The 18,900-nt window shown below is 58.4% G+C and carries 24 protein-coding genes; 8 read left to right on the top strand and 16 right to left on the bottom strand.

What is annotated here, in order from left to right:
* Positions 1-8 precede the first annotated feature (8 nt).
* Together WKI84_RS06075 and cobO are read right to left on the bottom strand one after the other, a co-directional pair.
* Positions 9-818 (bottom strand): translation initiation factor IF-2 subunit alpha, encoded by an 810-nt coding sequence (locus WKI84_RS06075; RefSeq protein ID WP_337862637.1) that lies wholly within the window; start codon positions 816-818, stop codon positions 9-11.
* A 69-nt stretch (positions 819-887) separates the two neighbouring features.
* The gene (cobO, locus tag WKI84_RS06070; protein WP_337862636.1) at positions 888-1,475 is read right to left on the bottom strand and encodes a cob(I)yrinic acid a,c-diamide adenosyltransferase; all 588 of its coding nucleotides are present in this window, start codon (positions 1,473-1,475) and stop codon (positions 888-890) included.
* A 108-nt stretch (positions 1,476-1,583) separates the two neighbouring features.
* Between cobO and WKI84_RS06065 the strand changes: the two genes are divergently transcribed.
* Entirely contained in the window at positions 1,584-2,543 is a 960-nt protein-coding gene (locus WKI84_RS06065; protein WP_337862664.1) for a PH domain-containing protein, read from the top strand.
* A gap of 121 nt (positions 2,544-2,664) precedes the next feature.
* Positions 2,665-4,128, top strand: coding sequence for a cobyrinate a,c-diamide synthase (locus WKI84_RS06060; protein WP_337862635.1), 1,464 nt, complete (start codon positions 2,665-2,667; stop codon positions 4,126-4,128).
* Here WKI84_RS06060 and WKI84_RS06055 read toward each other — a convergent pair.
* The 7 genes from WKI84_RS06055 to WKI84_RS06025 form a co-directional block, all read right to left on the bottom strand.
* On the bottom strand, positions 4,117-4,824 hold the full coding sequence (locus WKI84_RS06055; RefSeq protein WP_337862634.1) for a precorrin-8X methylmutase: 708 nt from the start codon (positions 4,822-4,824) through the stop codon (positions 4,117-4,119). The two genes, WKI84_RS06060 and WKI84_RS06055, sit on opposite strands and share 12 nt — an antisense overlap.
* A complete protein-coding gene (locus WKI84_RS06050) occupies positions 4,817-5,596 on the bottom strand; it encodes a CbiX/SirB N-terminal domain-containing protein (protein ID WP_337862663.1) in 780 nt (259 codons plus the stop codon). The genes WKI84_RS06055 and WKI84_RS06050 overlap by 8 nt, the downstream gene beginning before the upstream one ends.
* 46 nt (positions 5,597-5,642) lie before the next feature.
* The gene (locus WKI84_RS06045; RefSeq protein ID WP_337862633.1) at positions 5,643-6,803 is read right to left on the bottom strand and encodes a cobalamin biosynthesis protein; all 1,161 of its coding nucleotides are present in this window, start codon (positions 6,801-6,803) and stop codon (positions 5,643-5,645) included.
* A 32-nt stretch (positions 6,804-6,835) separates the two neighbouring features.
* Positions 6,836-8,080, bottom strand: a complete 1,245-nt coding sequence (locus WKI84_RS06040; protein ID WP_337862632.1) for a cobalt-precorrin-5B (C(1))-methyltransferase — start codon at positions 8,078-8,080, stop codon at positions 6,836-6,838.
* A 3-nt stretch (positions 8,081-8,083) separates the two neighbouring features.
* Positions 8,084-8,842, bottom strand: coding sequence for an SDR family NAD(P)-dependent oxidoreductase (locus WKI84_RS06035; protein ID WP_337862631.1), 759 nt, complete (start codon positions 8,840-8,842; stop codon positions 8,084-8,086).
* Between the two features lie 70 nt (positions 8,843-8,912).
* The gene (metK, locus tag WKI84_RS06030; protein WP_337862630.1) at positions 8,913-10,055 is read right to left on the bottom strand and encodes a methionine adenosyltransferase; all 1,143 of its coding nucleotides are present in this window, start codon (positions 10,053-10,055) and stop codon (positions 8,913-8,915) included.
* Between the two features lie 60 nt (positions 10,056-10,115).
* Complete coding sequence (locus WKI84_RS06025; protein ID WP_337862629.1) at positions 10,116-10,373, bottom strand: U6 snRNA-associated Sm-like protein LSm6; 258 nt, start codon at positions 10,371-10,373, stop codon at positions 10,116-10,118.
* Between the two features lie 190 nt (positions 10,374-10,563).
* Between WKI84_RS06025 and WKI84_RS06020 the strand changes: the two genes are divergently transcribed.
* Complete coding sequence (locus WKI84_RS06020; RefSeq protein ID WP_337862628.1) at positions 10,564-11,334, top strand: hypothetical protein; 771 nt, start codon at positions 10,564-10,566, stop codon at positions 11,332-11,334.
* A 57-nt stretch (positions 11,335-11,391) separates the two neighbouring features.
* Positions 11,392-12,555, top strand: a complete 1,164-nt coding sequence (locus tag WKI84_RS06015; RefSeq protein ID WP_337862627.1) for a glycosyltransferase family 2 protein — start codon at positions 11,392-11,394, stop codon at positions 12,553-12,555.
* Positions 12,556-12,839: 284 nt separating this feature from the next.
* Here the strand turns inward: WKI84_RS06015 and WKI84_RS06010 are convergent, their stop codons facing one another.
* Positions 12,840-13,865 (bottom strand): hypothetical protein, encoded by a 1,026-nt coding sequence (locus WKI84_RS06010; RefSeq protein ID WP_337862626.1) that lies wholly within the window; start codon positions 13,863-13,865, stop codon positions 12,840-12,842.
* A 106-nt stretch (positions 13,866-13,971) separates the two neighbouring features.
* Between WKI84_RS06010 and WKI84_RS06005 the strand changes: the two genes are divergently transcribed.
* The gene (locus WKI84_RS06005) at positions 13,972-14,316 is read left to right on the top strand and encodes a dUTPase (protein ID WP_337862625.1); all 345 of its coding nucleotides are present in this window, start codon (positions 13,972-13,974) and stop codon (positions 14,314-14,316) included.
* Positions 14,317-14,330: 14 nt separating this feature from the next.
* Here the strand turns inward: WKI84_RS06005 and WKI84_RS06000 are convergent, their stop codons facing one another.
* The 5 genes from WKI84_RS06000 to WKI84_RS05980 all read right to left on the bottom strand — a co-directional run bounded on the left by WKI84_RS06000 (position 14,331) and on the right by WKI84_RS05980 (position 16,521).
* On the bottom strand, positions 14,331-14,825 hold the full coding sequence (locus WKI84_RS06000; protein ID WP_337862624.1) for a hypothetical protein: 495 nt from the start codon (positions 14,823-14,825) through the stop codon (positions 14,331-14,333).
* A gap of 19 nt (positions 14,826-14,844) precedes the next feature.
* Positions 14,845-15,249, bottom strand: a complete 405-nt coding sequence (locus WKI84_RS05995; protein WP_337862623.1) for a pyridoxamine 5'-phosphate oxidase family protein — start codon at positions 15,247-15,249, stop codon at positions 14,845-14,847.
* A 77-nt stretch (positions 15,250-15,326) separates the two neighbouring features.
* Complete coding sequence (locus WKI84_RS05990; protein ID WP_337862622.1) at positions 15,327-15,641, bottom strand: hypothetical protein; 315 nt, start codon at positions 15,639-15,641, stop codon at positions 15,327-15,329.
* Positions 15,642-15,703: 62 nt separating this feature from the next.
* On the bottom strand, positions 15,704-16,312 hold the full coding sequence (locus tag WKI84_RS05985; protein WP_337862621.1) for a hypothetical protein: 609 nt from the start codon (positions 16,310-16,312) through the stop codon (positions 15,704-15,706).
* Positions 16,309-16,521: a hypothetical protein gene (locus tag WKI84_RS05980; protein ID WP_337862620.1), complete on the bottom strand. Its 213-nt coding sequence runs from the start codon at positions 16,519-16,521 to the stop codon at positions 16,309-16,311. The genes WKI84_RS05985 and WKI84_RS05980 overlap by 4 nt, the downstream gene beginning before the upstream one ends.
* Before the next feature lie 64 nt (positions 16,522-16,585).
* Here WKI84_RS05980 and WKI84_RS05975 point away from each other — a divergent pair, with 64 nt between their 5' ends.
* The 3 genes from WKI84_RS05975 (at position 16,586) to WKI84_RS05965 (ending at position 18,183) form a co-directional block, all read left to right on the top strand.
* Positions 16,586-17,422, top strand: coding sequence for a methyltransferase domain-containing protein (locus WKI84_RS05975; protein ID WP_337862619.1), 837 nt, complete (start codon positions 16,586-16,588; stop codon positions 17,420-17,422).
* A gap of 56 nt (positions 17,423-17,478) precedes the next feature.
* Positions 17,479-17,862, top strand: a complete 384-nt coding sequence (locus WKI84_RS05970) for a hypothetical protein (protein WP_337862618.1) — start codon at positions 17,479-17,481, stop codon at positions 17,860-17,862.
* 135 nt (positions 17,863-17,997) lie between these two features.
* Complete coding sequence (locus tag WKI84_RS05965) at positions 17,998-18,183, top strand: hypothetical protein (RefSeq protein ID WP_337862617.1); 186 nt, start codon at positions 17,998-18,000, stop codon at positions 18,181-18,183.
* Positions 18,184-18,457: 274 nt separating this feature from the next.
* Here WKI84_RS05965 and WKI84_RS05960 read toward each other — a convergent pair whose 3' ends face one another.
* Entirely contained in the window at positions 18,458-18,871 is a 414-nt protein-coding gene (locus tag WKI84_RS05960; protein ID WP_337862616.1) for a hypothetical protein, read from the bottom strand.
* Between the last annotated feature and the right edge of the window lie 29 nt (positions 18,872-18,900).

The raw sequence follows: 18,900 nt of genomic DNA, 5'->3' as shown, positions 1-18,900 counted from the left end.
CTCTTTATCTAGCCCTGGTGCGACTTTTTCGACTCTTCCCTGACGAAATTAAAGGTGCCGTGCTGCTTTTCTATCGCGCTGCGCACCTTTTCGACTGCCGCGTTCATCGACTTTTCGGCCACCTTGAAATTCTCTGCCGTCACCACTATACGATAGCGCGGGGCGCCCACGTACGTCACCTCGGTCTTGGCGCCGCCCTTGCTGCCCTCCACGCCTGCCAGCGTGGACTTGATGACCTCTATGCCGTCGGGCCTCCTCGACGCTATCTCCATGACTCCCCTCACCTCGACCTGCGGTATCTGGATCTTGGCACTTTCCTCCTCTATCGCCTTTCGGACATCGTCTGTCAGGTCCACCTTTTGCAGGATCTCCGGCCCGCGCCGGGCCACGTCTTCAAAAAGGTCGTAAACGTAATCGTACTTTTGCTCTATCTTGCCCTTTATCTCGGCCACCTGGGCGTCTGTCAGCTTCAGCTTGGCCTTTATGAAGTCCATGAACGCCTCGGCCTTCTCGTTCTTCTTTACCTCTATCAGCTTGGACTTGCGCTCCTCGCCTGAAACCTGCTTGAGCGAGCAGTCCACCTCGCCCCTCGCCCTGTTCACGCGGATTACCTTGAGCACCGCCTTCTGCTTTGGCCGGACGTACCGCTCGATGTTGCGTATCCAGCCTGTTGCTATCTCGGACACGTGAAGAAAGCCCGTCTTGTTGTTGTACTCGTCGAGTGTGACGTACGCACCGTGGCCCGTGACCTCCTTGACCGTCGCAATGACGATCTCGCCGTCTTCCGGCAGCCTCTGGGCTTCTTCAGCAGCAGACATTTTCCCTTTCAATACGCGGGGCGCGCACACCATACTTTAAGGTTGTGCCCCTTTTTTCTGAAAGAAGGATCAAAAGTCGATGCCTTTCTTTGCCTTGATGCCCGACTGGTACGGGTGCTTGATCTCTTTCATCTCTGTAACGAGGTCGGCAGCCTCTATCACCCTGTCAGTCGCATAGTTGCCTGTGAGGACAAGCGTCGTCCTGGCAGGTTTAGACTTGACAAGGTCAAGCACGTCCTGCTCGGATATGAGGTTCAGCTTGACTGCATAGTTTATCTCGTCTAGGACCATCACGTCGTACGAGCCGGTTGCCAGCTTTTCCTTGGCTATTGCAAGCGCCTGGCGCGCCGCCTTCTGGTGGTCCTCAATCGGGTGGTCGTCGTCCATTATGCCCACAAAGCCCCTGCCGGCGGCTATCATCTCAAACTCTGGCTCCAGCCGCTTTGAGCTGGTGAGCTCGCCATAGTACCACTCGCCCTTGATGAACTGGATCATTCCCACTTTATAGCCGTGGCCTACTGCCCGCAGCACGATGCCAAGCGCCGCGGTGGTCTTGCCCTTGCCCCTGCCGGTATAGACCACCACCAGGCCCCTGTCACCATTATTGTTGCTGTTATTGTCGTTGTTGTTGCTATTGCTGCTGCGGCCACCAGACATTTCTTTCCTTCAGAACAGAAAAGGAGAGGCAGACATCAGATAAAAATCAATCTACTAGAAGGGCGTTCCATATGGTATTAAAGCCCAGGCTGCGGCGGATATTTGTTGATGCTAGAGAAAGTAGATCCGGAGATAGCAGGCATGCTGATGCCCGACGAGGAAATACTTCTCATAGCGTCCCAGTCCAAGATGGCCCCAGGCGGCTCGCTATCGTCGCCAAACAAGATCTATGTCACCACGGGCAGGGTGCTTTTCAAGGATCCGAAGTGGTTCGGCCTCAAGGCCAAGATAATCGGGGTCAAGTTCGAGGACATTTCTACCGTCATGCTCAGGCGTGGCGTTTTCACCACCGAGATCTACTTGAAGCCGAGGTTCTCGTCGCAAAAGATAGAGCTGCCTGCAGTGGACAAAAAAGTCGCGATACACGCAAGCCTCCTCATACAAAAAGGCATGAGGGGCGAGCTCAACCAGTTCAAGCGCAAGACCCGCATCGCAATGCAGCAGCAGGTAGTAGACGATGAGCAAGGTGAGGATGATGACGACGATGGAGCAGAACCCATGATAGTGCAGAAAAGGAGGTACAGCGACAACAATAACAATCACCACCACAGGCTGAGGGGGGCAGACCCTCTGGCAAAGGTGGAAAAGCTCGCAGTTCTGAAACAGCAGGGGATCATCACGGAGCAAGAGTTCCAGGTGCTGAAAGAGGAGGTGATGTTCAGCCTGAAACCAGAGGTTATCGAAGAAGACTGGCAGCGACAACAACGACGACAACGACAACAGCGGCAGGAAGGAGCTGGAGAAAATACAGATGGCGCTGCCAACCCTTCTGCAACAACAACGGCAGCAGAGAAAAAGGCGCAGTCATCAGGCATCGAGCTGACCACCTGCAGGTACTGCAACTCTGCCGGCGTGCCTGCCAAGGCCAAGTTCTGCCCTGACTGCGGCAAGGATCTCAGGACAGAGACTAACGTGTGGAAGATGTGCCCCTCTTGCGACGCGCTGATGACAGGGGACTCGGTCTTTTGCGCTGCCTGCAAGGAAAAGTTTCCCGAGACATTGAGCTAGCTCTGCTACTGCTACTATTGCTACTGCCGCTGCATTTGCGGGAATGGATGCCGGCCTGTAAAAACATTATACGTCCCTGCCTCTCTCTCTGCACATACAGAAAGAGAAAGAGAAGCGGCACTTGGCGGCAAAAGAAGAAAATAATGATGATGATTATCGGGACGGCGCTGGGGACAGCCCGGAGACAGCAGCAGTGGTAGTCGCCGGGACTACAAGCGGCGTCGGCAAGACCACGATTGCAGTCGCAGTCATGCACGCCCTGTGCAAAAAAGGGCTGAAGGTCCAGCCGTTCAAGGTCGGGCCCGATTTTATCGACCCGTCCTACCACACTTTTGTCACGGGCAGGCAGTCGCGCAACCTGGACGTGTGGCTCATGGGGAGACATGGGGTGCTGGACTGCTTTGGCAGGGCGTGCAGGGGCGCCGACGTGGCCGTGGTGGAGGGAGTGATGGGCCTGTACGACGGCATGTCGGGCAGGGACAATTATGCCAGCACCGCCCACGTCGCCAAGATGCTGGGCGCGCCCGTCATACTCGTCCTTGACGCGGCCAGGGGCGCAAGGTCGATAGCGGCCATCGCGCTTGGCTTTATGCGCTTTGACAGGGGCGTCAGGATAGCCGGCCTCGTGCTGAACAACATCGCAAGCGACAGGCACGCCTCCTACGTCATGGAGGCCATAGCAGGCAAGGTCAGGGCCCCCGTGGTAGGTGTCGTCAGGCGCAACAGGGAGGTTGCAGGGATGGAGGAGCGCCACCTCGGCCTCGTGCCCGCGTTTGAGCTGCAAAAGAGCAAGAGGAACAAAATAGCAATTGCAGCAAGATACGTCGCAGAGCAGATCGACGCCGACGCTGTATTAAAGATCTGCAACTCTGGCCCGGCTGCCGCCAAAAGCATTACTGCAAGGCAGGGCAAAGAAGAGAAGAAGAAAAATGGCGGCAGCGGCGCTGTCAGGATAGCAGTCGCGCTGGACGAGTCGTTCAACTTTTACTATGCAGACAACCTCGATGCGCTCAGGAGGCTTGGAGCGCGGCTTGCGTTCTTTAGCCCCGTGCACGACAGGGCGCTCCCGGATGGCATCGACGGCATAATGCTTGGCGGCGGGTTCCCAGAAGTCCTGGCAGACAGGCTGGAAAAGAACAGGCAGATGATCAAGTCGGTTTCAGACGCCGTCGGGCAGGGGGTGCCGATTTACGGCGAGTGCGGTGGGCTCATGTACCTCACGCGCTCCATCCGGGGATACATGGGTGAGCGCAGGGGGCGGCGGATGGTGGGTGCAATCGACGCCGACACCGTGATGACGCAGAGGCTGACCCTCAACTACACTGAGGCCAGCTGCGACGGCCCGGTTTTTGGCAGGATGGCGCGCGTGCGGGGCCACGAGTTCCACTATTCTTCGATAACAGACATTGCCAAGGACAGCAGGTTTGCATACTCGATGAAAAAGGGCGCCGGCGTGGCAGGAGGCAGGGACGGCTTTGTGGTGGGCGGGGGCACGGGCCTTGCCGCGTACATGCACGTGCATTTTGCAGACGCCAGGCTGGCAGCGGCGCTGGTCAGGAGCTGCGCCGCGTATTCACGCAGATGACTGTGAAGACGGTGAAGATGCTTTGTACAGCAGCATGATCGCGTTTACTATCGACGACGCGGCCGGGCTTCCGCCCTTTCTGCCAACGTTTGTTATAAAGGGCACCTCGTCCATCCTGGCAAGCTCCTCCTTGGATTCTGCGGCCGACACAAACCCGACTGGCACACCGACTATGAGCGCCGGCCTCGCAACCCCTTCTCGGACCATCTTGATCACTTCATAGAGCGCGGTGGGCGCGTTCCCGACAACCACGATGCCGCCCTGCATGTCGCCGGCGGCGCGCCGCATCGCCATCTCCGACCGGGTCTTGCCCGCCTTCTTTGACTGCTCTGCAACCTGCGCGTCTGAAATGTAGCAGGCAGTCCTGAGCCCGAGGTCGGCAAGCGACTTTTTGTTGATGGCTGCAAGCACCATGTCGACGTCCGTCACTATCGTGCACCTGTTCTTTATCGCCGAGAAAGCAGACTCGACTGCCCGCCGGTGGAACAGCATCCTGCCCTTCTCGCCGGCAAAGTCAAAGTCGGCAGTCGCGTGTATCACCCTGCGCACGATGGGCCACTCTAGCTTGCCGTAGCCGTGATGATTCCCGGCTTCCCTGTCGATTATCTCAAAGCTTTTCTTTTCGATGTCAAAGGCGCGCTCAAGCATGTCCCGGCTCGCCGCCGTGCCAAAGCTGCCGTCATTTGGGCTAGACAAGCCTCTTTTCCACCTCAGCCGCCCTTTCAAGCACCAGGTCGACCAGCGCGTCGTCGACTCCCAGGTGCTGCGCCATGTGGGCATGCGCAAATTCTGCCTGCGCAAGCGCCGCCTGCACGTCGTTTACCACGTCGCGCTTGATGTGCGCGCCCCTGTGCAAAAAGTAGGGCATCATTATCAGCACCTTGGGGCTTGCGGCCACTGCCTTCATTACCCCTTCCCCGATGTTTGGCCAGTCAAGCTCCAGAAAGCACGGGTGCACCCCCCTGTAGCGCGGCGCAAGCTCCTCGGACAGGCGGATGAACGAGTCGTGCGCGTTGCGGTCGCTGCTGCCGTGCCCTATCAGGAGCAGGTCGCACTCCCCGTCAGGGATCGCGATGCCCTTTTCCTTTTTCAGCTGCGACACGCGCTCCTGCACGAGCCGGGGCATCGAAGGGTGGTGGCTCAGCGGCCGGGTTATGGCGATCTTTAGGCCGCGTTCTTTGGCGACTGCTGCGCTCTGCCTCACTGCGTCTTTGAGCTTCATGCCAGGGTAGAGAAAGTAGGGCATCACGGTTATCTCTGTCGCGCCGCTTGCGACGCACCTGTCGATGCCTTCGGCGATAAAGGGCGGCAGAACTTCGAGAAAGCAGTAATCCGCATAGCCGTACCCTCCCCTCTTCTTTGCGAGCGCGCAGATCTCTTGCAGCTCCTGGCGGACTTCGGGCTCTCTGCTGCCCCTGTCCACTATGAGGAGCGCCCGGGCAGAGGAGGTGGAAAGAGAGGAAGACATTTCGGACAAAGAGAGATGGAACATTCAGGCTCTAATAATAATTACTTTAACCGCTCTTGTCGTCGTTGTCGTCATCGGCGACCCTGCACACCGCGACGGTAAGGTTGGGCGGGAACTTTTGCTTTGGCACGACGAGGACGCCTCTGGAGCTCAGGAGCGAGGCCGCTTCTGAAACCGACGCCGTCCCTTCAAACTTTTTCACCGCTTCAGAGGGGTTTGGCACCTCCACCCGGGCAAGGTCGGCCTTTTTATAGACCTCTACAGGCAGCCCGTGCTGCGCGGCAAACTCGTCAAGCCCCTTTACGGGCGCCCCGCGGTTCACGCTTGCAATGTTGCGTATGCTTGCAGTAGATAGGCCGTGCGACTTGAAAACCTCCTGCACGCCTGACTCGATCGTGTCCCTGCCCGTGTCCCAGTGGAGCCCTATCCCGACCACCAGGCTCTTTGGGCGGTAAATGACCGACTTGGCCGCTACCTCTGCCGGCACCGCCCTGTCGGTTATCACGAGCGCGGCCTTGAACTCGTCTGACATGATACGCTCCATGCCGTCAACCACGACGACGTTCTTGGGCAGCGTCACTGCCGCTCCTGCCGCCCACCAGTTGCGCTCGCCGGCGTCCTGGTACAGGGCTATCTTTTCCTCGTTCACCATCATGGCGCTCACCCGGGTCACGTTCTCGAAATTTTCAATCGTCCAGCCAAACTCCCTTCCTACGAGATCCACTGCGATGGTCTCGTTCACGTCGGCAGCCGTGGTTATCACCGGCCTTGCCCCAAGCACCGACGCAAGGAGGCGCGCAAGCGCGTTTGCGCCCCCGAGGTGGCCCGAGAGCGCGCTTATCACGTGGGTGGCCCTGTCGTCGATTACCACCACGGCGGGGTCGCTCTTTTTGTCGCCAAGATGGGGAGCAACCATCCTGATCACGGCGCCAAGCGAAAAGATGCAGACGAGGGCGCCGTGCGACCTGAACAGGTTTGCGACAAGCTGCGTGCTCGGCTCGGAGAACCAGTTGATGTCGGCACCAGAGTCGCTGTGCTTTGCAGGGACGTATACCTCTGCTTCCGGGAGGCGGGCCTTTATCCTGCGCGCTATTCCTATGCCGTTCTTGGTTATCGCTATTATTGCAATAGGGTTGTTTGCTGTTTTTGCCGTCATGGTCATGTCATCTTTTTTTGCTGCTGCCGCTGCTGCTATGCGCGTCTGCACGCCGCAGAAGGAGCAGGCGCTTGCAGATTATTTTAACCTCTCGCCGGCTCTTTTTCTTTTTCTCTCTTCTGATCGCTACTGCCAGAGAGCGGAGGATAGGAGGCAAGGACGCGCCCGTCAAACTCGAACATGACGACCTGCAAGTCGAGCTGCCCCTTTGCATGCTCGTGCATCTGATCAAACACCTTTTTGCACAGCAGGTCGAAAAAGCCGGCCACGCCGTGCCTTGCGACTATCTCGCCGGCGTGCCGGGCCGTGTTTGCCTTCCTTATTTCCTCGATAACCTCTTTGGGAGCGCCGCACTGCTCCGCAAGTCCGGCCATGAACTCCATGCTGACGTGCGAGCCCCGCACGTGCGTCTGCTTGATCCCCATCGCCATCTTGGTCAGCTTGCCGATAAAGCCGGCTATGATTGCCCTGCGCATCTTTTTGTCGGCGCACTGCCTGACAGAGTAGCCGGCAAAGTCGCCCATCTGCACAAAGCAGTGGTCTGGAAGAGCAGGAAACAGCGCCCGGGCAAAGTCCTCGCTCCTGCCCCCCGTGGTCAGGACGGCGGTGTCGGCCCCCATGGCTATTGCGACATCGAGGCTCTGGCGTATAGCGGCTGCAAACGACGCCGTGGAGTAGGGGAGGACGATCCCCGTCGTGCCGAGTATGGAGATGCCACCCATTATGCCAAGGCGCGGGTTGTCTGTCTTTTTCGCAAGCTCCTCGCCCTTTGGGACAGAGATCACGACATCGACCCCGCGCCCGGAAAGGTCGGCCGCAAGCTCCTCGACTGTCTTGCAGATCATCCACATCGGCGTGCTGTTGATAGCAGCCCTTCCGATCTCAAGGCCGAGGCCGGGCTTGGTCACCCTGCCTACGCCCCTGCCGCCGTCTATGCGGATAGTTCCGCTGTCGTTGAAAGAGACGGTGGAGCATATCTCGGCGCCGTGCGTCACGTCCGGGTCGTCGCCCCCGTCCTTGATGGCCGCGCACGTGGCCCTGCCTGTGCTTTCTTCCACCTTTGTCCACGCTATCGCTATCGTGGCAGTCCTGCCCTTTGGGAGCGTGACTGTCACCTTTTCGGCGGGCCGGCCAAGGAGCGCCAAGAGCGCACCCCGGGTCGCGGCCGTGGCAGTGGTGCCGGTGGTGTAGCCGGTGCGGAGCGCGCCCTTTCTCTTTTTCTCCTCTATCTCTGCCGGGAGCTCTTGCTCCTGCTCGGCAAGCTCGATGTCATCATCATCATTATCATCGTCATTATTGCCACGAACATCTGCGGCAGGAGTGGTCATGCGCTACAGCAGCACCGCCCCGCCGTCAATAACGATGGTGTTTCCGGTGGCAAAAGAGAAATCGTCGCCGGCCAGGCTCGCCGCCACCCTGGCGACTTCCCGCGGCCTGCCCCACCGCTTCATGGCGTTCTCTTGCGCGGCCGCCTTGCGCTCCTTTTCGCCCATGGCGCCGTACGTGGCGTCCGTGGCGATGTTGCCAAGCGCAAGCGTGTATGCCCTTATGTTGTCAGGGCCGTACTCAAGCGCAATGTGCTTTGTCATGGCAACGATGCCGGCCTTGGCAAGCGTGTAGGGCGCGCCTTCCGTGTGGCCGGCCACGGCAGGCGTTGACGAGATGCTGATGATTACGCCCCCCCTGCCGCCCTGCACCATCACAGGCAGCACTGCCCTTGTGAGCCGGAACGTGCCTTTCAGGTCGACGTCTATTACGGCGTCGACTTCATCGTCAGTCACGTCGTGGAACTTTTTGTACCACGTTGCAGGCGCAAACGGGTAGCCGGCGTTGTTGACCAGTATGTCTATCCTGCCGTGCTCTTTTTTTGCGCCCCTGACGAAATCCCGGACGCTTGCAGCTTCGGAGACATCGACCTGGCCGGCGGCGCAGCCTATCTTTTTTGCGGCCGCCTGCGCGCTCTTGATGTCTCTGGAGCAGGCTATCACGCTGGCGCCCCTTGCGGCAAGCTCGCTTGCGACTTCAAAGCCGATGCCCCTTGTGGCCCCGGTGACCACCGCCACCCTGCCTTTCAGCGACAAAGACGACAATATTATGATCTTGGGTAAGGGTACATGGTGGACATTATTTTACGTTGCCAAAAGAATCCTTTCTTACTTTTTATTTCAGCTGCTGCGCCCTGTCGGTCCTTTCCCAGGTAAAGCCCGGCTCGTCCCGCCCAAAGTGGCCGTACGCCGCAGTCTTGCGGTACACGGGGCGCTTTAGGTCAAGCGTCCTGATGATGCCTGCCGGCTTCATGTCAAACACCTTGCGCACGCGAGCCTCGATCTCCTCTTCTTCGACCTTGCCCGTGCCAAACGTGTCGACCATGATCGAGACGGGCTCTGCGACCCCGATGGCGTAGGCGACCTGCACCTCGCACTTGTCTGCAAGGCCGGCCGCGACCACGTTCTTGGCGACGTAGCGGGCCATGTAGCAGGCAGAGCGGTCCACCTTTGACGGATCCTTGCCCGAAAACGCGCCGCCGCCGTGCCGGCCCATGCCGCCGTACGTGTCTGCGATTATCTTTCTGCCTGTCAGGCCGGTGTCGCCTGGCGGCCCGCCTATCACGAACCTGCCTGTCGGGTTGACCAGGTAGCGCGTGTTGGCGTCGACCCAGTCGCCGCAGACCGGCTTGATTATCTTGTTTACCACTTCTTCGCGCAGCTGCGCCATGGCAATGTCGGGCGAGTGCTGCGTCGATATTACAACTGTGTCGATGCGCTTTGGCACGCCGTTTTCATACACTACAGAGACCTGCGACTTGCCGTCCGGCCTGAGCCAGTCCAGCTCTTTGCGCTTGCGCGCCTGAGCCAGCCTCATCGACAGCTGGTGGGCCATCGTTATCGGAAGCGGCATCAGCTGCGGGGTCTCGTTCGTGGCGTAGCCGAACATCAGCCCCTGATCGCCTGCGCCCTGCTCCTTGTTCTCTGTAGCCGTGACGCCCATCGAGATGTCGGGGCTCTGCTCGTGCAGCGCTGCAAGCACGGAGCAGGAATCGCAGTCAAAGCCGTAGGCAGGGTTATCGTAACCGATTTCTTTGATGGTGTCGCGCACTATTTTCTGCACGTCGACGCGGCCTCTGGACGTCACCTCGCCGGCCACAAACACGATGCCTGTCGTAGTCATCGACTCTGCGGCCACGCGCGAGTCGGGATCCTGGCGCAAAAACTCGTCAAGCAGGGCGTCCGAGATCTGGTCGCACACCTTGTCCGGATGCCCTTCTGTCACGCTTTCAGATGTGAAAAGCCAGCGTTTTGCCATCGCGCTCACAAACCCCCAAGATATTTTTGTTATATTATGTTATTCCTCTGTGTGCTTTTGTCAGATGTCTTTTTCGAGGCGTATAAAGAGGACGTTGTTGCCCCTGATGACTACCTTGCCATAGTTTGCCATGACGTCGTTGCCGTTGAACTCCTCGGCGTCTGTGAGTATGAGGTTCATGTACGAGTCGACGTTGTTCATCCTGCCCTTGTACTCGATCTCGCTCTTGAGACGGACTGCCACCTTGCGGTTTATTGAGCGCTGGAGTATCGAAAGCGGGCGTTTTGGTTGCGGAGACGATGGCGACGATGATGACACGCTAGTTAATCAAGATGCAAGGATTGCATGGCGAATAAAAAGGTTGCCTTGATTTCTGCCGCAAGCGCTGTCGTTTCCTGTCTTTCTTTCTTCTTTGGCATGCCGCAGCAGCTCCAGTCGAGTTTTCCGCAGGCGGCGGGGGCTAATTCATAAAAAGGCAGTCCTGCATATCTTGTGTGTGTGCGCGCACATGCAAAAGCTCCTGCCTTTCATACCGACCGGCGCAAGGGCGCTTGACGCCATGCTTGGAGGCGGGGCAAGGGCGGGCTTTGTCACCGACTTTTACGGCGAGAGCGGGTCGGGCAAGTCGCAGCTGTGCTTTTCCCTGTGCGCCAGCTGCGCAAGGGCAGGAGGCAGGGCGATGTTCATAGACACAGCCGGCACGTTCCGGCCGGAGCGCATAGTCGAGATGGCAGGGAAGGAGGATGGCGGCAGCAGCGGCAACGTCCTTGACAGGATAGCGTTTGTCAGGGCGCTTGGCACTGCAGACCAGCTGGCGGCAGTCGAGAGGGCAAAAGGCATGGACCTCCAGCTGCTGATTGTCGATACACTCACGTCCCTCTTTTCTGCAGAATACTCGGGGCCGGCCAGGCACCTTGCCGTGATGAGCCACCTGCATGACCTGGCAGTCTATGCGATAACGTCGGGCTGCGCAGTGGTCGTGACAAACATGGTGAGAAACGTCCCGGTGGCCTATGACGAGGAGGCGCAGCAGCAGAGGCGGCAATGGCAGGGCTCATCCCCCACGACGCCGACATCGATCCAGCGCGAGTACCTGGGAAGCTCTGTGTCGCTATATTCGCACGTGAGGGTCCGGCTCTCGATAGAGGACCCTGCGCGTGGCGCGTTCAGGGCGACGCCCGTCCAGCCCCCGCCATCGCCGCAGGCCGGCGGCGGGGGAGGAGGAGGAGAGGCCGCGCTGTTCTCCATCACGACATCCGGCATACAGGACAGGCAGTGACATCGAGGGCCGCACAGAAACTAACTGTTTTATATTGCGCCAAGCGATTATCCAGCGTTGGACGCGCCAAGGCAGCAGCTCAGGCTGCCCCTGTCTATAATCCTGCCCACCTACAACGAGTCGCAGAACATTGCCAACGTCCTTGACTCGATAGTGGAGGCACTCCCGCAGGACATGCCGGCGGAGATCATCGTCGTCGACGACAATTCGCCGGACGGCACCGCCGACATTGCAGAGGAGTGGTGGCGCGGCAACATCGTCAACCACGGCAACATCAGGCTCCGCGTCATACGCAGGCCCGGCAAGCTGGGGCTCAGCTCGGCCATACTTGCAGGCGCGCACAACGCGGCAGGCGAGGCGGTGGTCGTCATGGACAGCGACATGTCCCACCCGCCGCAGACCATACCGCACATGCTTGCAGAGCTGGAGAGGTGCGACATTGTAGTCGCCTCGCGCTATGTGAAGGGAGGGTCCGTTTCGGGGTGGCCGTTCAAGCGCAAGGTGGCAAGCAAGGGCGCCACCAAGATAGCGCGCTACAGCCTCGGCATACGCATCAAGGACCCGATGTCAGGCTTTTTTGCCTTCAAGCGCCACATCATAAACGGGATTAAGTTCGACGCCATAGGCTACAAGATGCTGCTTGAGATACTGGTCAAGGCCCGGGGCGCAAAGGTGAAAGAGATCCCGTACACGTTCATCAACCGCAGGCTCGGCACCAGCAAGCTAGACTCCAAGGTGACCTTTGACTATCTGAGGGCCGTGTGGCGGCTGTACCGCTACGGCAGGACGGCATCGCCGGCCGAAGGCCGCAAGTCTGTCAGGTTCTTCTCAAAGGCCGGCAGGTTCTACACCGTAGGCGCAAGCGGCCTGCTCGTGAACTACCTTGCCTCCTTTGCCTTTACGCTCCTGTTCCCGGACATATGGTACCTGCACGCAACCGTCTTTGGGATACTTGTGTCGATAACGTCCAACTTTGTCCTCAACAAGCTGTGGACGTTTGAGGACAGGGACTTTGCCGCAAGGAAGGCCATCTTGCAGTACGGCCTGTTTGCAGGTTTCAGCGCGTTTGGCGCGCTGGTCCAGCTTGGGATGCTTTACTGGCTGGTCGAGGGCCAGGCGCTTGCATACCCCGTCGCGCTCGTGATGGCAGTGGCGATAGCTTCTGTGGGCAACTTTTTGCTCAACAAAAAGTGGACGTTCAAGGAAAAAGTCTGGGGCTAGCCCCGTTTTTCCGCCAAAATTAATTTCTTCAACGTAGTTATATAGAATTTACATGAAATTGCATTCTAGATGTGATAATTTGAACATTAAAGCTGATAATAACATTATCCGCAAATTCCATGATAAAAAGACTTAATAATTTACCACCTTATCGCAAGGTAACAGCAAAAACGTCTGCTAAATAGATAGGAACCCCCCGCATATCCAGCGCACAATTTGCAAAAATGCGCTTCCGATAGGGGGACGATCCTATCTAACCAATTTGTTGCAAGTGTTATTATTGTCTAGGCCGAGCGCCTTTTCCTCGGCTCTATGAGGCCCATAAGCTGGTACCCGTATTCGAGGTTGTGCTTGACGTGGTTTATCCCGTGCGTGCCGTGCGGCACGAACTTGCCATCAAGCACGTTTTCGATGTATATCTTGGACTTGCGTATAGAGTTGACTGCGTGCTGGAGCTGGTTGTCAGACAGCTTGCGGCCGAGGTCCTTTTCGACCTCTTTTTTCAGCTCTTCCGGCCTGGCAAGCTTGCTGTACTTTTGCAGGCGCCTATAGTTGGCAGAGAGGTCGGCGATCTTTTTCACGTCGGCCGGCGGCAGGTTTGCAAGCGACTGCTCGAGGTCTTTCCTTGGCCGGCCGGTTATCTGGGACAGGTTTTCGACCAGCTCGCTGCTGAACGCCACCGGCGCCGCCGACTGCTGCTGATACTGAGCGTGGCGCGCCGCATGCGGCGGCCTGCCTGCGATCTCTTGCGGCTGCCGGGCCGCCGCTGCCGCATAGCTTGCGGCAGGGTCTTCCTGCGGAGCGGTCAGCTTGCGGTCCTGGTAGTAGCGCTCGATGCCATAGACGCCCACCGCCTCGCCCCTCGTGTTCACCCCTTTGTCGAGTATCGAAATCACGTCCACGATTATCCTTGGAAAATGCAGGCGGAGCCTGTCGTCGGCCTTCTGGTAGTTCTCCATGATGTCCATGTAGATGTAAAAGGTGGCGTCGTTCACCGCCTTTGTGCCGGCCCTCTTCGAGTCCATGCCCTTGGCAGCTACTGTCAAAAAGTCGCACAGCTCTGACTGCGAAAAGACGTGTCCCGTGACGGCGCAGGCGTCTGCGATGGCCTTGACTGCGGCTATCCACTTGCCGTACGCGTTCACGGTGGCGACAGGCACGCTGCCCAGGAACTCGACTGCCTTTTTGCGCGCGTCTGCGTCCTCCACCTTTAGCATGTCAAGCGCCGACGTCAGGACGTTGCCCATCGAAGAACTATCTTTGTTGTCGCCGTCGTCTGCGGTCGTAGCAGGGTTCCTGCCAAAAGTCATGCGAGCACAGCTTATTCCCCCGGTGCCTTAAAGCTTTTGCAGGCGTTCGTCAATAGTCGGGTTGTTACTGCCAATCTTTTTTTAGCGGGGGCAGAGAATGCTCCTGATGGCCGACGGAAAAAACGACACCCTTGAAGCCATATTTTCGATGCAGAAAGAGCTTGCCGCCATGATGGATCTCTCTCGCTACCCAGCTTCTGCAGAAGGCAGGGTCTCGGCGCTCTCGACGGCGATAATCCACGAGGCTGTTGAACTCCAGCGCCTCACAAACTGGAAGTGGTGGAAAAAGCCGTCAGGATTCGACGAAGCGGCCGCCCGGGAGGAGCTAATAGACATATGGCATTTCGTCGTGCAGGCGTCTATAGAGCTGGGCATGGCGCCGGCAGACATACTTGCCGAATACAAAAAGAAAAACAAGGTGAACCGTGACAGGCAGGCGTCGGGCTATTAAAAATAGTATCAGCATTACAGCAGCCTCGCTATCTTTTCAATGTCGGTCTCGCCCACGGCGTCTGTAATTTCCCGGATCTGGCTGCGGAAGCGCGCCACCTGCTGCGCGGTGGACGCAAGGACAGGGTAGGGCCCCTTTGCCCCTATTATCCTGCCGCTGCTGCCGTCGGTGCCGTTTCTGTAAAGGGAGAGCAGGGCCTGGCCGGCCATGTGGCCCTTGACTTCCCTGCCGCAGAGGACAATGCGCTCAAGCCGCGGGTGCGCCAGCGCGTACTGGACGATGGCGTCTATCCCCTTGTTCTCGGACAGCAGCCTGCCGGCGAGCGCGACCCTGCTCATTATCTCGGGCCTTTGCGATATCTGCGCAAGCAGGCCGATGCTCCCAAGCGTGCATATGGCCACCCTGCCGTCGTTGCCGGCTGCGCCCTCGTAGAGCTCGTGCCGGATGGGCAGCACAGCCTTGCACACCCTGCCGGCAGCGTCGTCGAATTTCCTGCGCAGAGTAGACATGTTATGTGCGCACCATGCACTATCTTGACAGTCCCCAGCTGACCTTGCTGGTTGGGGTCACCCGCACAAAGGGCGCCTCATCCTCCTTCCACGGGTCGCGCCGGACCCACTCGAACCTTTTCTGGAACACCGCGTACAGCCTCTTGAACTCGGGCCCGCGCTCTATCAGCGCCGCAGTCCCCTGCACGCACACAGCCCTGTTGCCCACAGAGCTGTCATAGATGTCGACTGCGAGCGCGACGCGGCCGTTCTTTTTGATGTTTTCCAGCTTGCGGGTCTCAAGGTCTGTGGCAAAATAAAACAGCCCGTCTTCAAACACGTACGACACCGGCACGACGTGGGGCACGTTGTCGTGGCACGTCGCCACCCTGCACGCCTCGTTCTGGAGCAGGAACTCTTTTTCAGCCTTTGTGAACGAAACCAATCTTTCTTTCTTTCTCCTTCCTCTTCCAGCAATGATCCCGGCGCGCCGATATTTAAAAAGCGGGGCGGGCGGCCAGCCTAAGTCTGGACCCGGGGCTCTCTCCACCGGCTGTAGCGGATCATCACGATGCCGGCCGCGATAGTGAGCAGCGAGGCTGCCAGAAAGCCGGGGCTCACTATGTCGCGCAGGCCGCTTGGTGCGGTGGACTCGTACGTGCATTTGCTGCTGTTGCCATCGTTGCTGTTGTCGTTGTCGTAGCACTCTTTGATAACCGGAAACGCCAAAAGGACGGCTACAAACGCCACAAGCAGCGCGACGCCGGCCGTGGACACGATGGCGCCGACCTTGACAAGCACGGCCAGCAGCCTGATTCCCTGCGACGATGGCGGCAACGAGCCGGCAGCAGCCTGGCGAGACAGATAATCGTTGCGAGCTTGTTCTTCTTCTTCTTTTCTCAGAGGTCGGTCGCGTCTATGGTGGCAAACCGGTACGAGCCGTCGCTGTTGACGCGCTTGAACTGGCTGTCAAAGTACAGGTACGGCCTGCACTTGTCCCTGTGCTGTAGCCAGACCTTGTGGACGTTGTCAAAGTACTGCTGCTTTTTCTTGCCCTTCATGCGCAGCGCCTCATGGGCAAGCACGTGCGAAACGCGCGGGCAGTTCTCTGACGCAAAGAGCGCAAAGCGTTTCGTCTCGCCGACGCCGGGGTCGTCCGGCCTGTCCCAGAGCACCATCCCGAAATTGGGGGTCGTATAGCCCTCCGTCTGGCAGTCGGTAAAGAACGGCTTGAAATACGCAAGGTAAAAGTGGTAGACGTCCTTGCCGCGCTCTTCGTGGTCGCGCAGCAGGTACGCAAGCGACATCCTGTCAAACAGCTTGCCCGGAATGACTGGCAGTATGTCGGCCTCTACGTTTATCGACAGGTCGAAATAGCGCCTGAGCCACCAGTGGAAAAAGCGCGCCATCGATGAGACATATTCCCAGTCCTCCTGCTGCATGCGCTGCCACTCGTCGGCCTTGGCCAGGTATATGAAAAACAGTTTTTCCGCAGGGAGAGGAGTCATTGCTGCTCCGGATCACTGTGATGATGATGGCCGCTGCTGCTGCCGCAGCTGCATCCGTGCTCGCCGCCTCCGGCCCACCCCGTCCTTCCCTCGGCCTGCTGCATCACCGCCGAGGGGTGGCTCCTGCTCCTGTGCTTTACCAGCTTGTAGTCAGAATCAAACGACTCGCCGCAGAGCGGGCACGTGACAAGGACGCGGAACTCCTTCATTTTCTTTCTATCTCTCTCTTTTTAACGTGCATGATTAATTAGTCAGCAAATAAAACTTTTTTGCGTGTACGACCCTGTCAGGTACAAGCAGGACTCGATAGACAACTGGAACAGGCGGGCCCGCGACTACCACGACGGGTGGGCCGGCTGCGGCAGGGGCCCGTTCAGGTCGACAAAAGAGCTCGCAGACGCGGCAGACATCCGCAGCGGCCACGCGGTGCTTGACGTGGCCTGCGGCACCGGCGCCGTATCGTCAGAGGTGTCAAAGAGGCTTGGCCCGGATGGGACGCTGGCAGGCTTTGACTTTGCAAGAGGGGCGCTTGAAATCGCAAGGGCAAACAACCCGCAGGGCCATTTTGCAGAGATGGACGCCGAGCATCCCGGCCTGCGCCCCGGCCTGTTCGACAGGGTGGTGTGCCAGTACGCGCTGATGTTCTTTCCCGAGCCTGCCGGGGCGCTTGCGCAGATACGCGGCCTGATGAAAAGGGGCGGCAAGGGCAGGCTTGCGGTGGCAGTCCACGGCGACGCAAAAGGCGTGCCGTACTTTGGCATCATGATGGATGCCATAACCCGGCACGTGCCGGGCATCGGGCAGGAGGGCGCCCCGACAGTCACGCGCCTTGGCGACCCTGACCGCCTGAAGAGCGTGATCGAGTCGGCCGGCTTTGTGGACGTTTCAGTCAGGAGGTTCACGTTCGAATACGACGCAGGCATGTTTGGCCAGTACTGGTCCGACTATTCGACGACGACGGCCGCTGCAATCTGGCCCAGGGTGGAGGCAAGCGGTTTTGTGGAAAAGATACGCGCAGACGCCGAGCAGAGCGCGCGCCCCTTTGCACGCGAAAACGGCAGGCTGGTCCTGCCCTGGGACGTGCTGATAGCAACTGCCGCGACCAAATAGACTAGAACAGGATTACTGCATGATTAATAACTGGATTCATAGTGGGGCTTTTTGTATTGGTAATTTCTACGTCAGAGCATGTACTTGCCAGCGACGACAACATACTTGCCGCATGCCTGATGGACGACAAGTTCAACATGGTCGAGTCTGCGGCAAGGGATGGGTTTGCGCAGAAATTCAAAATCACAGACGACATTGAAAAGAGCTCCAGCGCATGGGCCGCCATAATGTTTGGCATGGCAGAGCTCACAGACAGCGTCTTTGGCAAGACAAGGTGCGTGCTGGTCGACCACGACTTTGCCAAGCTGCTCCTGCTCCACGTCCCACCAAGCGGGTTTGTAGGGCTCGTCCTGAACAGGTCAGCAAACGCCGACTATATCACGCTCAAGGTCAGCACTCTTCTGGAGCCGGCAGAGCACGACATTGCCAGGTACGCCTGAGCGCGGCCGGGCGGCGCCATAACTCTGCGGGCACACATACACGCGCTCACGCGCACTCACACGCACATATACATATACACATATTATCTACGGCAGCGATTTACAGCAAGGGAGAGAGAGGGAGAGAAGCCATCTATGGAATCGGCAACTGGCATGGACTGCACGCACTGCGGGCATCCGCTATCAATGCATTTCAGCAACGACGCAAGGGGCCTTGGGAGCAGGGACGCGTCGCAGGTCCACAAGGGTTGCAGCTACGTGGACGGCAGAGGGATGCCATGCCCGTGCCCCGGCTTCAGGCACGGGTCGGTGCAGAGATAGTTCAGCTGACGTTAGAGGCGAAACCTAGCGGAGACCGGCGGCAGATGGGACGGTCAAAAGTTATTGTAATTTTGTTTTCCAAACAGCTGTCGCACCAAGGCAGGCAAGAAAGAAGATACAGAAGCAGATTGAGGGGTCAGGCGGAGCAGAGGGGTTGGCTATGGTCATACATGCATACCCGTGTTCGTCATTTTGCAATTACTCCCCTGATCCCGCAGGTACTTGTCGATTTCATCGGCAACCATCGCACCTCCAATGACCGCCGCTGCTGAACCTAGGATAGAAAGCCACAAGTGCAGGCCATCGCTCCAGTAAAACTCATGGCAGCGCTCAGCTTCCCGAGATTAGCCTGCTCAGAGTCGGGTCCGTTGGTTGCAATTGCCCTGCTAAGGTCCTCCTGAGCTTCCTTGACATTTCGCGCCACATCTGACTGCCGGAGCTGGATGAGTGACCATTTTGCGTACATGTTGGTCGCCTGGCCGGCAATGCGACCCGCAGACGGAATTACTCTGGCGGAGGCAAATACTGCCTTGTTATTTAGCTCGGCCGCTCTCTCCGCTGCCTGCTGCTCGCTGCGGTACTGTCGCCAGGCTTTGTTTGTCCTCTTTGCAAAACTCTCTACGACTGGATTGGCATTGTCCTTGGCATTGATATTGACCTCAGCATCCGCTTTAAAGTTGCCCGACAACAGAGAAAAAGGAAAAAGAGGAAGAGTTG

Origin of the sequence: Nitrososphaera sp. (assembly GCF_037447015.1) — an archaeon.
GTDB lineage: Archaea > Thermoproteota > Nitrososphaeria > Nitrososphaerales > Nitrososphaeraceae > Nitrososphaera.
This window is presented reverse-complemented; position numbering and strand designations above follow the sequence as displayed.

Bases quoted from the DNA above. Each gene is read 5' to 3' on its own strand.
- WKI84_RS05965 (WP_337862617.1), top strand. From the start codon at position 17,998: ATGGAATCGGCAACTGGCATGGACTGCACGCACTGCGGGCATCCGCTA.
- WKI84_RS06050 (WP_337862663.1), bottom strand. From the start codon at position 5,596: ATGTCTTCCTCTCTTTCCACCTCCTCTGCCCGGGCGCTCCTCATAGTG.
- cobO (WP_337862636.1), bottom strand. From the start codon at position 1,475: ATGTCTGGTGGCCGCAGCAGCAATAGCAACAACAACGACAATAACAGC.
- metK (WP_337862630.1), bottom strand. From the start codon at position 10,055: ATGGCAAAACGCTGGCTTTTCACATCTGAAAGCGTGACAGAAGGGCAT.
- WKI84_RS05980 (WP_337862620.1), bottom strand. From the start codon at position 16,521: ATGAAGGAGTTCCGCGTCCTTGTCACGTGCCCGCTCTGCGGCGAGTCG.
- WKI84_RS06005 (WP_337862625.1), top strand. From the start codon at position 13,972: ATGGCCGACGGAAAAAACGACACCCTTGAAGCCATATTTTCGATGCAG.
- WKI84_RS05985 (WP_337862621.1), bottom strand. From the start codon at position 16,312: ATGACTCCTCTCCCTGCGGAAAAACTGTTTTTCATATACCTGGCCAAG.
- WKI84_RS06075 (WP_337862637.1), bottom strand. From the start codon at position 818: ATGTCTGCTGCTGAAGAAGCCCAGAGGCTGCCGGAAGACGGCGAGATC.
- WKI84_RS06000 (WP_337862624.1), bottom strand. From the start codon at position 14,825: ATGTCTACTCTGCGCAGGAAATTCGACGACGCTGCCGGCAGGGTGTGC.
- WKI84_RS06040 (WP_337862632.1), bottom strand. From the start codon at position 8,080: ATGACCACTCCTGCCGCAGATGTTCGTGGCAATAATGACGATGATAAT.
- WKI84_RS06020 (WP_337862628.1), top strand. From the start codon at position 10,564: ATGCAAAAGCTCCTGCCTTTCATACCGACCGGCGCAAGGGCGCTTGAC.
- WKI84_RS06065 (WP_337862664.1), top strand. From the start codon at position 1,584: ATGCTAGAGAAAGTAGATCCGGAGATAGCAGGCATGCTGATGCCCGAC.
- WKI84_RS06010 (WP_337862626.1), bottom strand. From the start codon at position 13,865: ATGACTTTTGGCAGGAACCCTGCTACGACCGCAGACGACGGCGACAAC.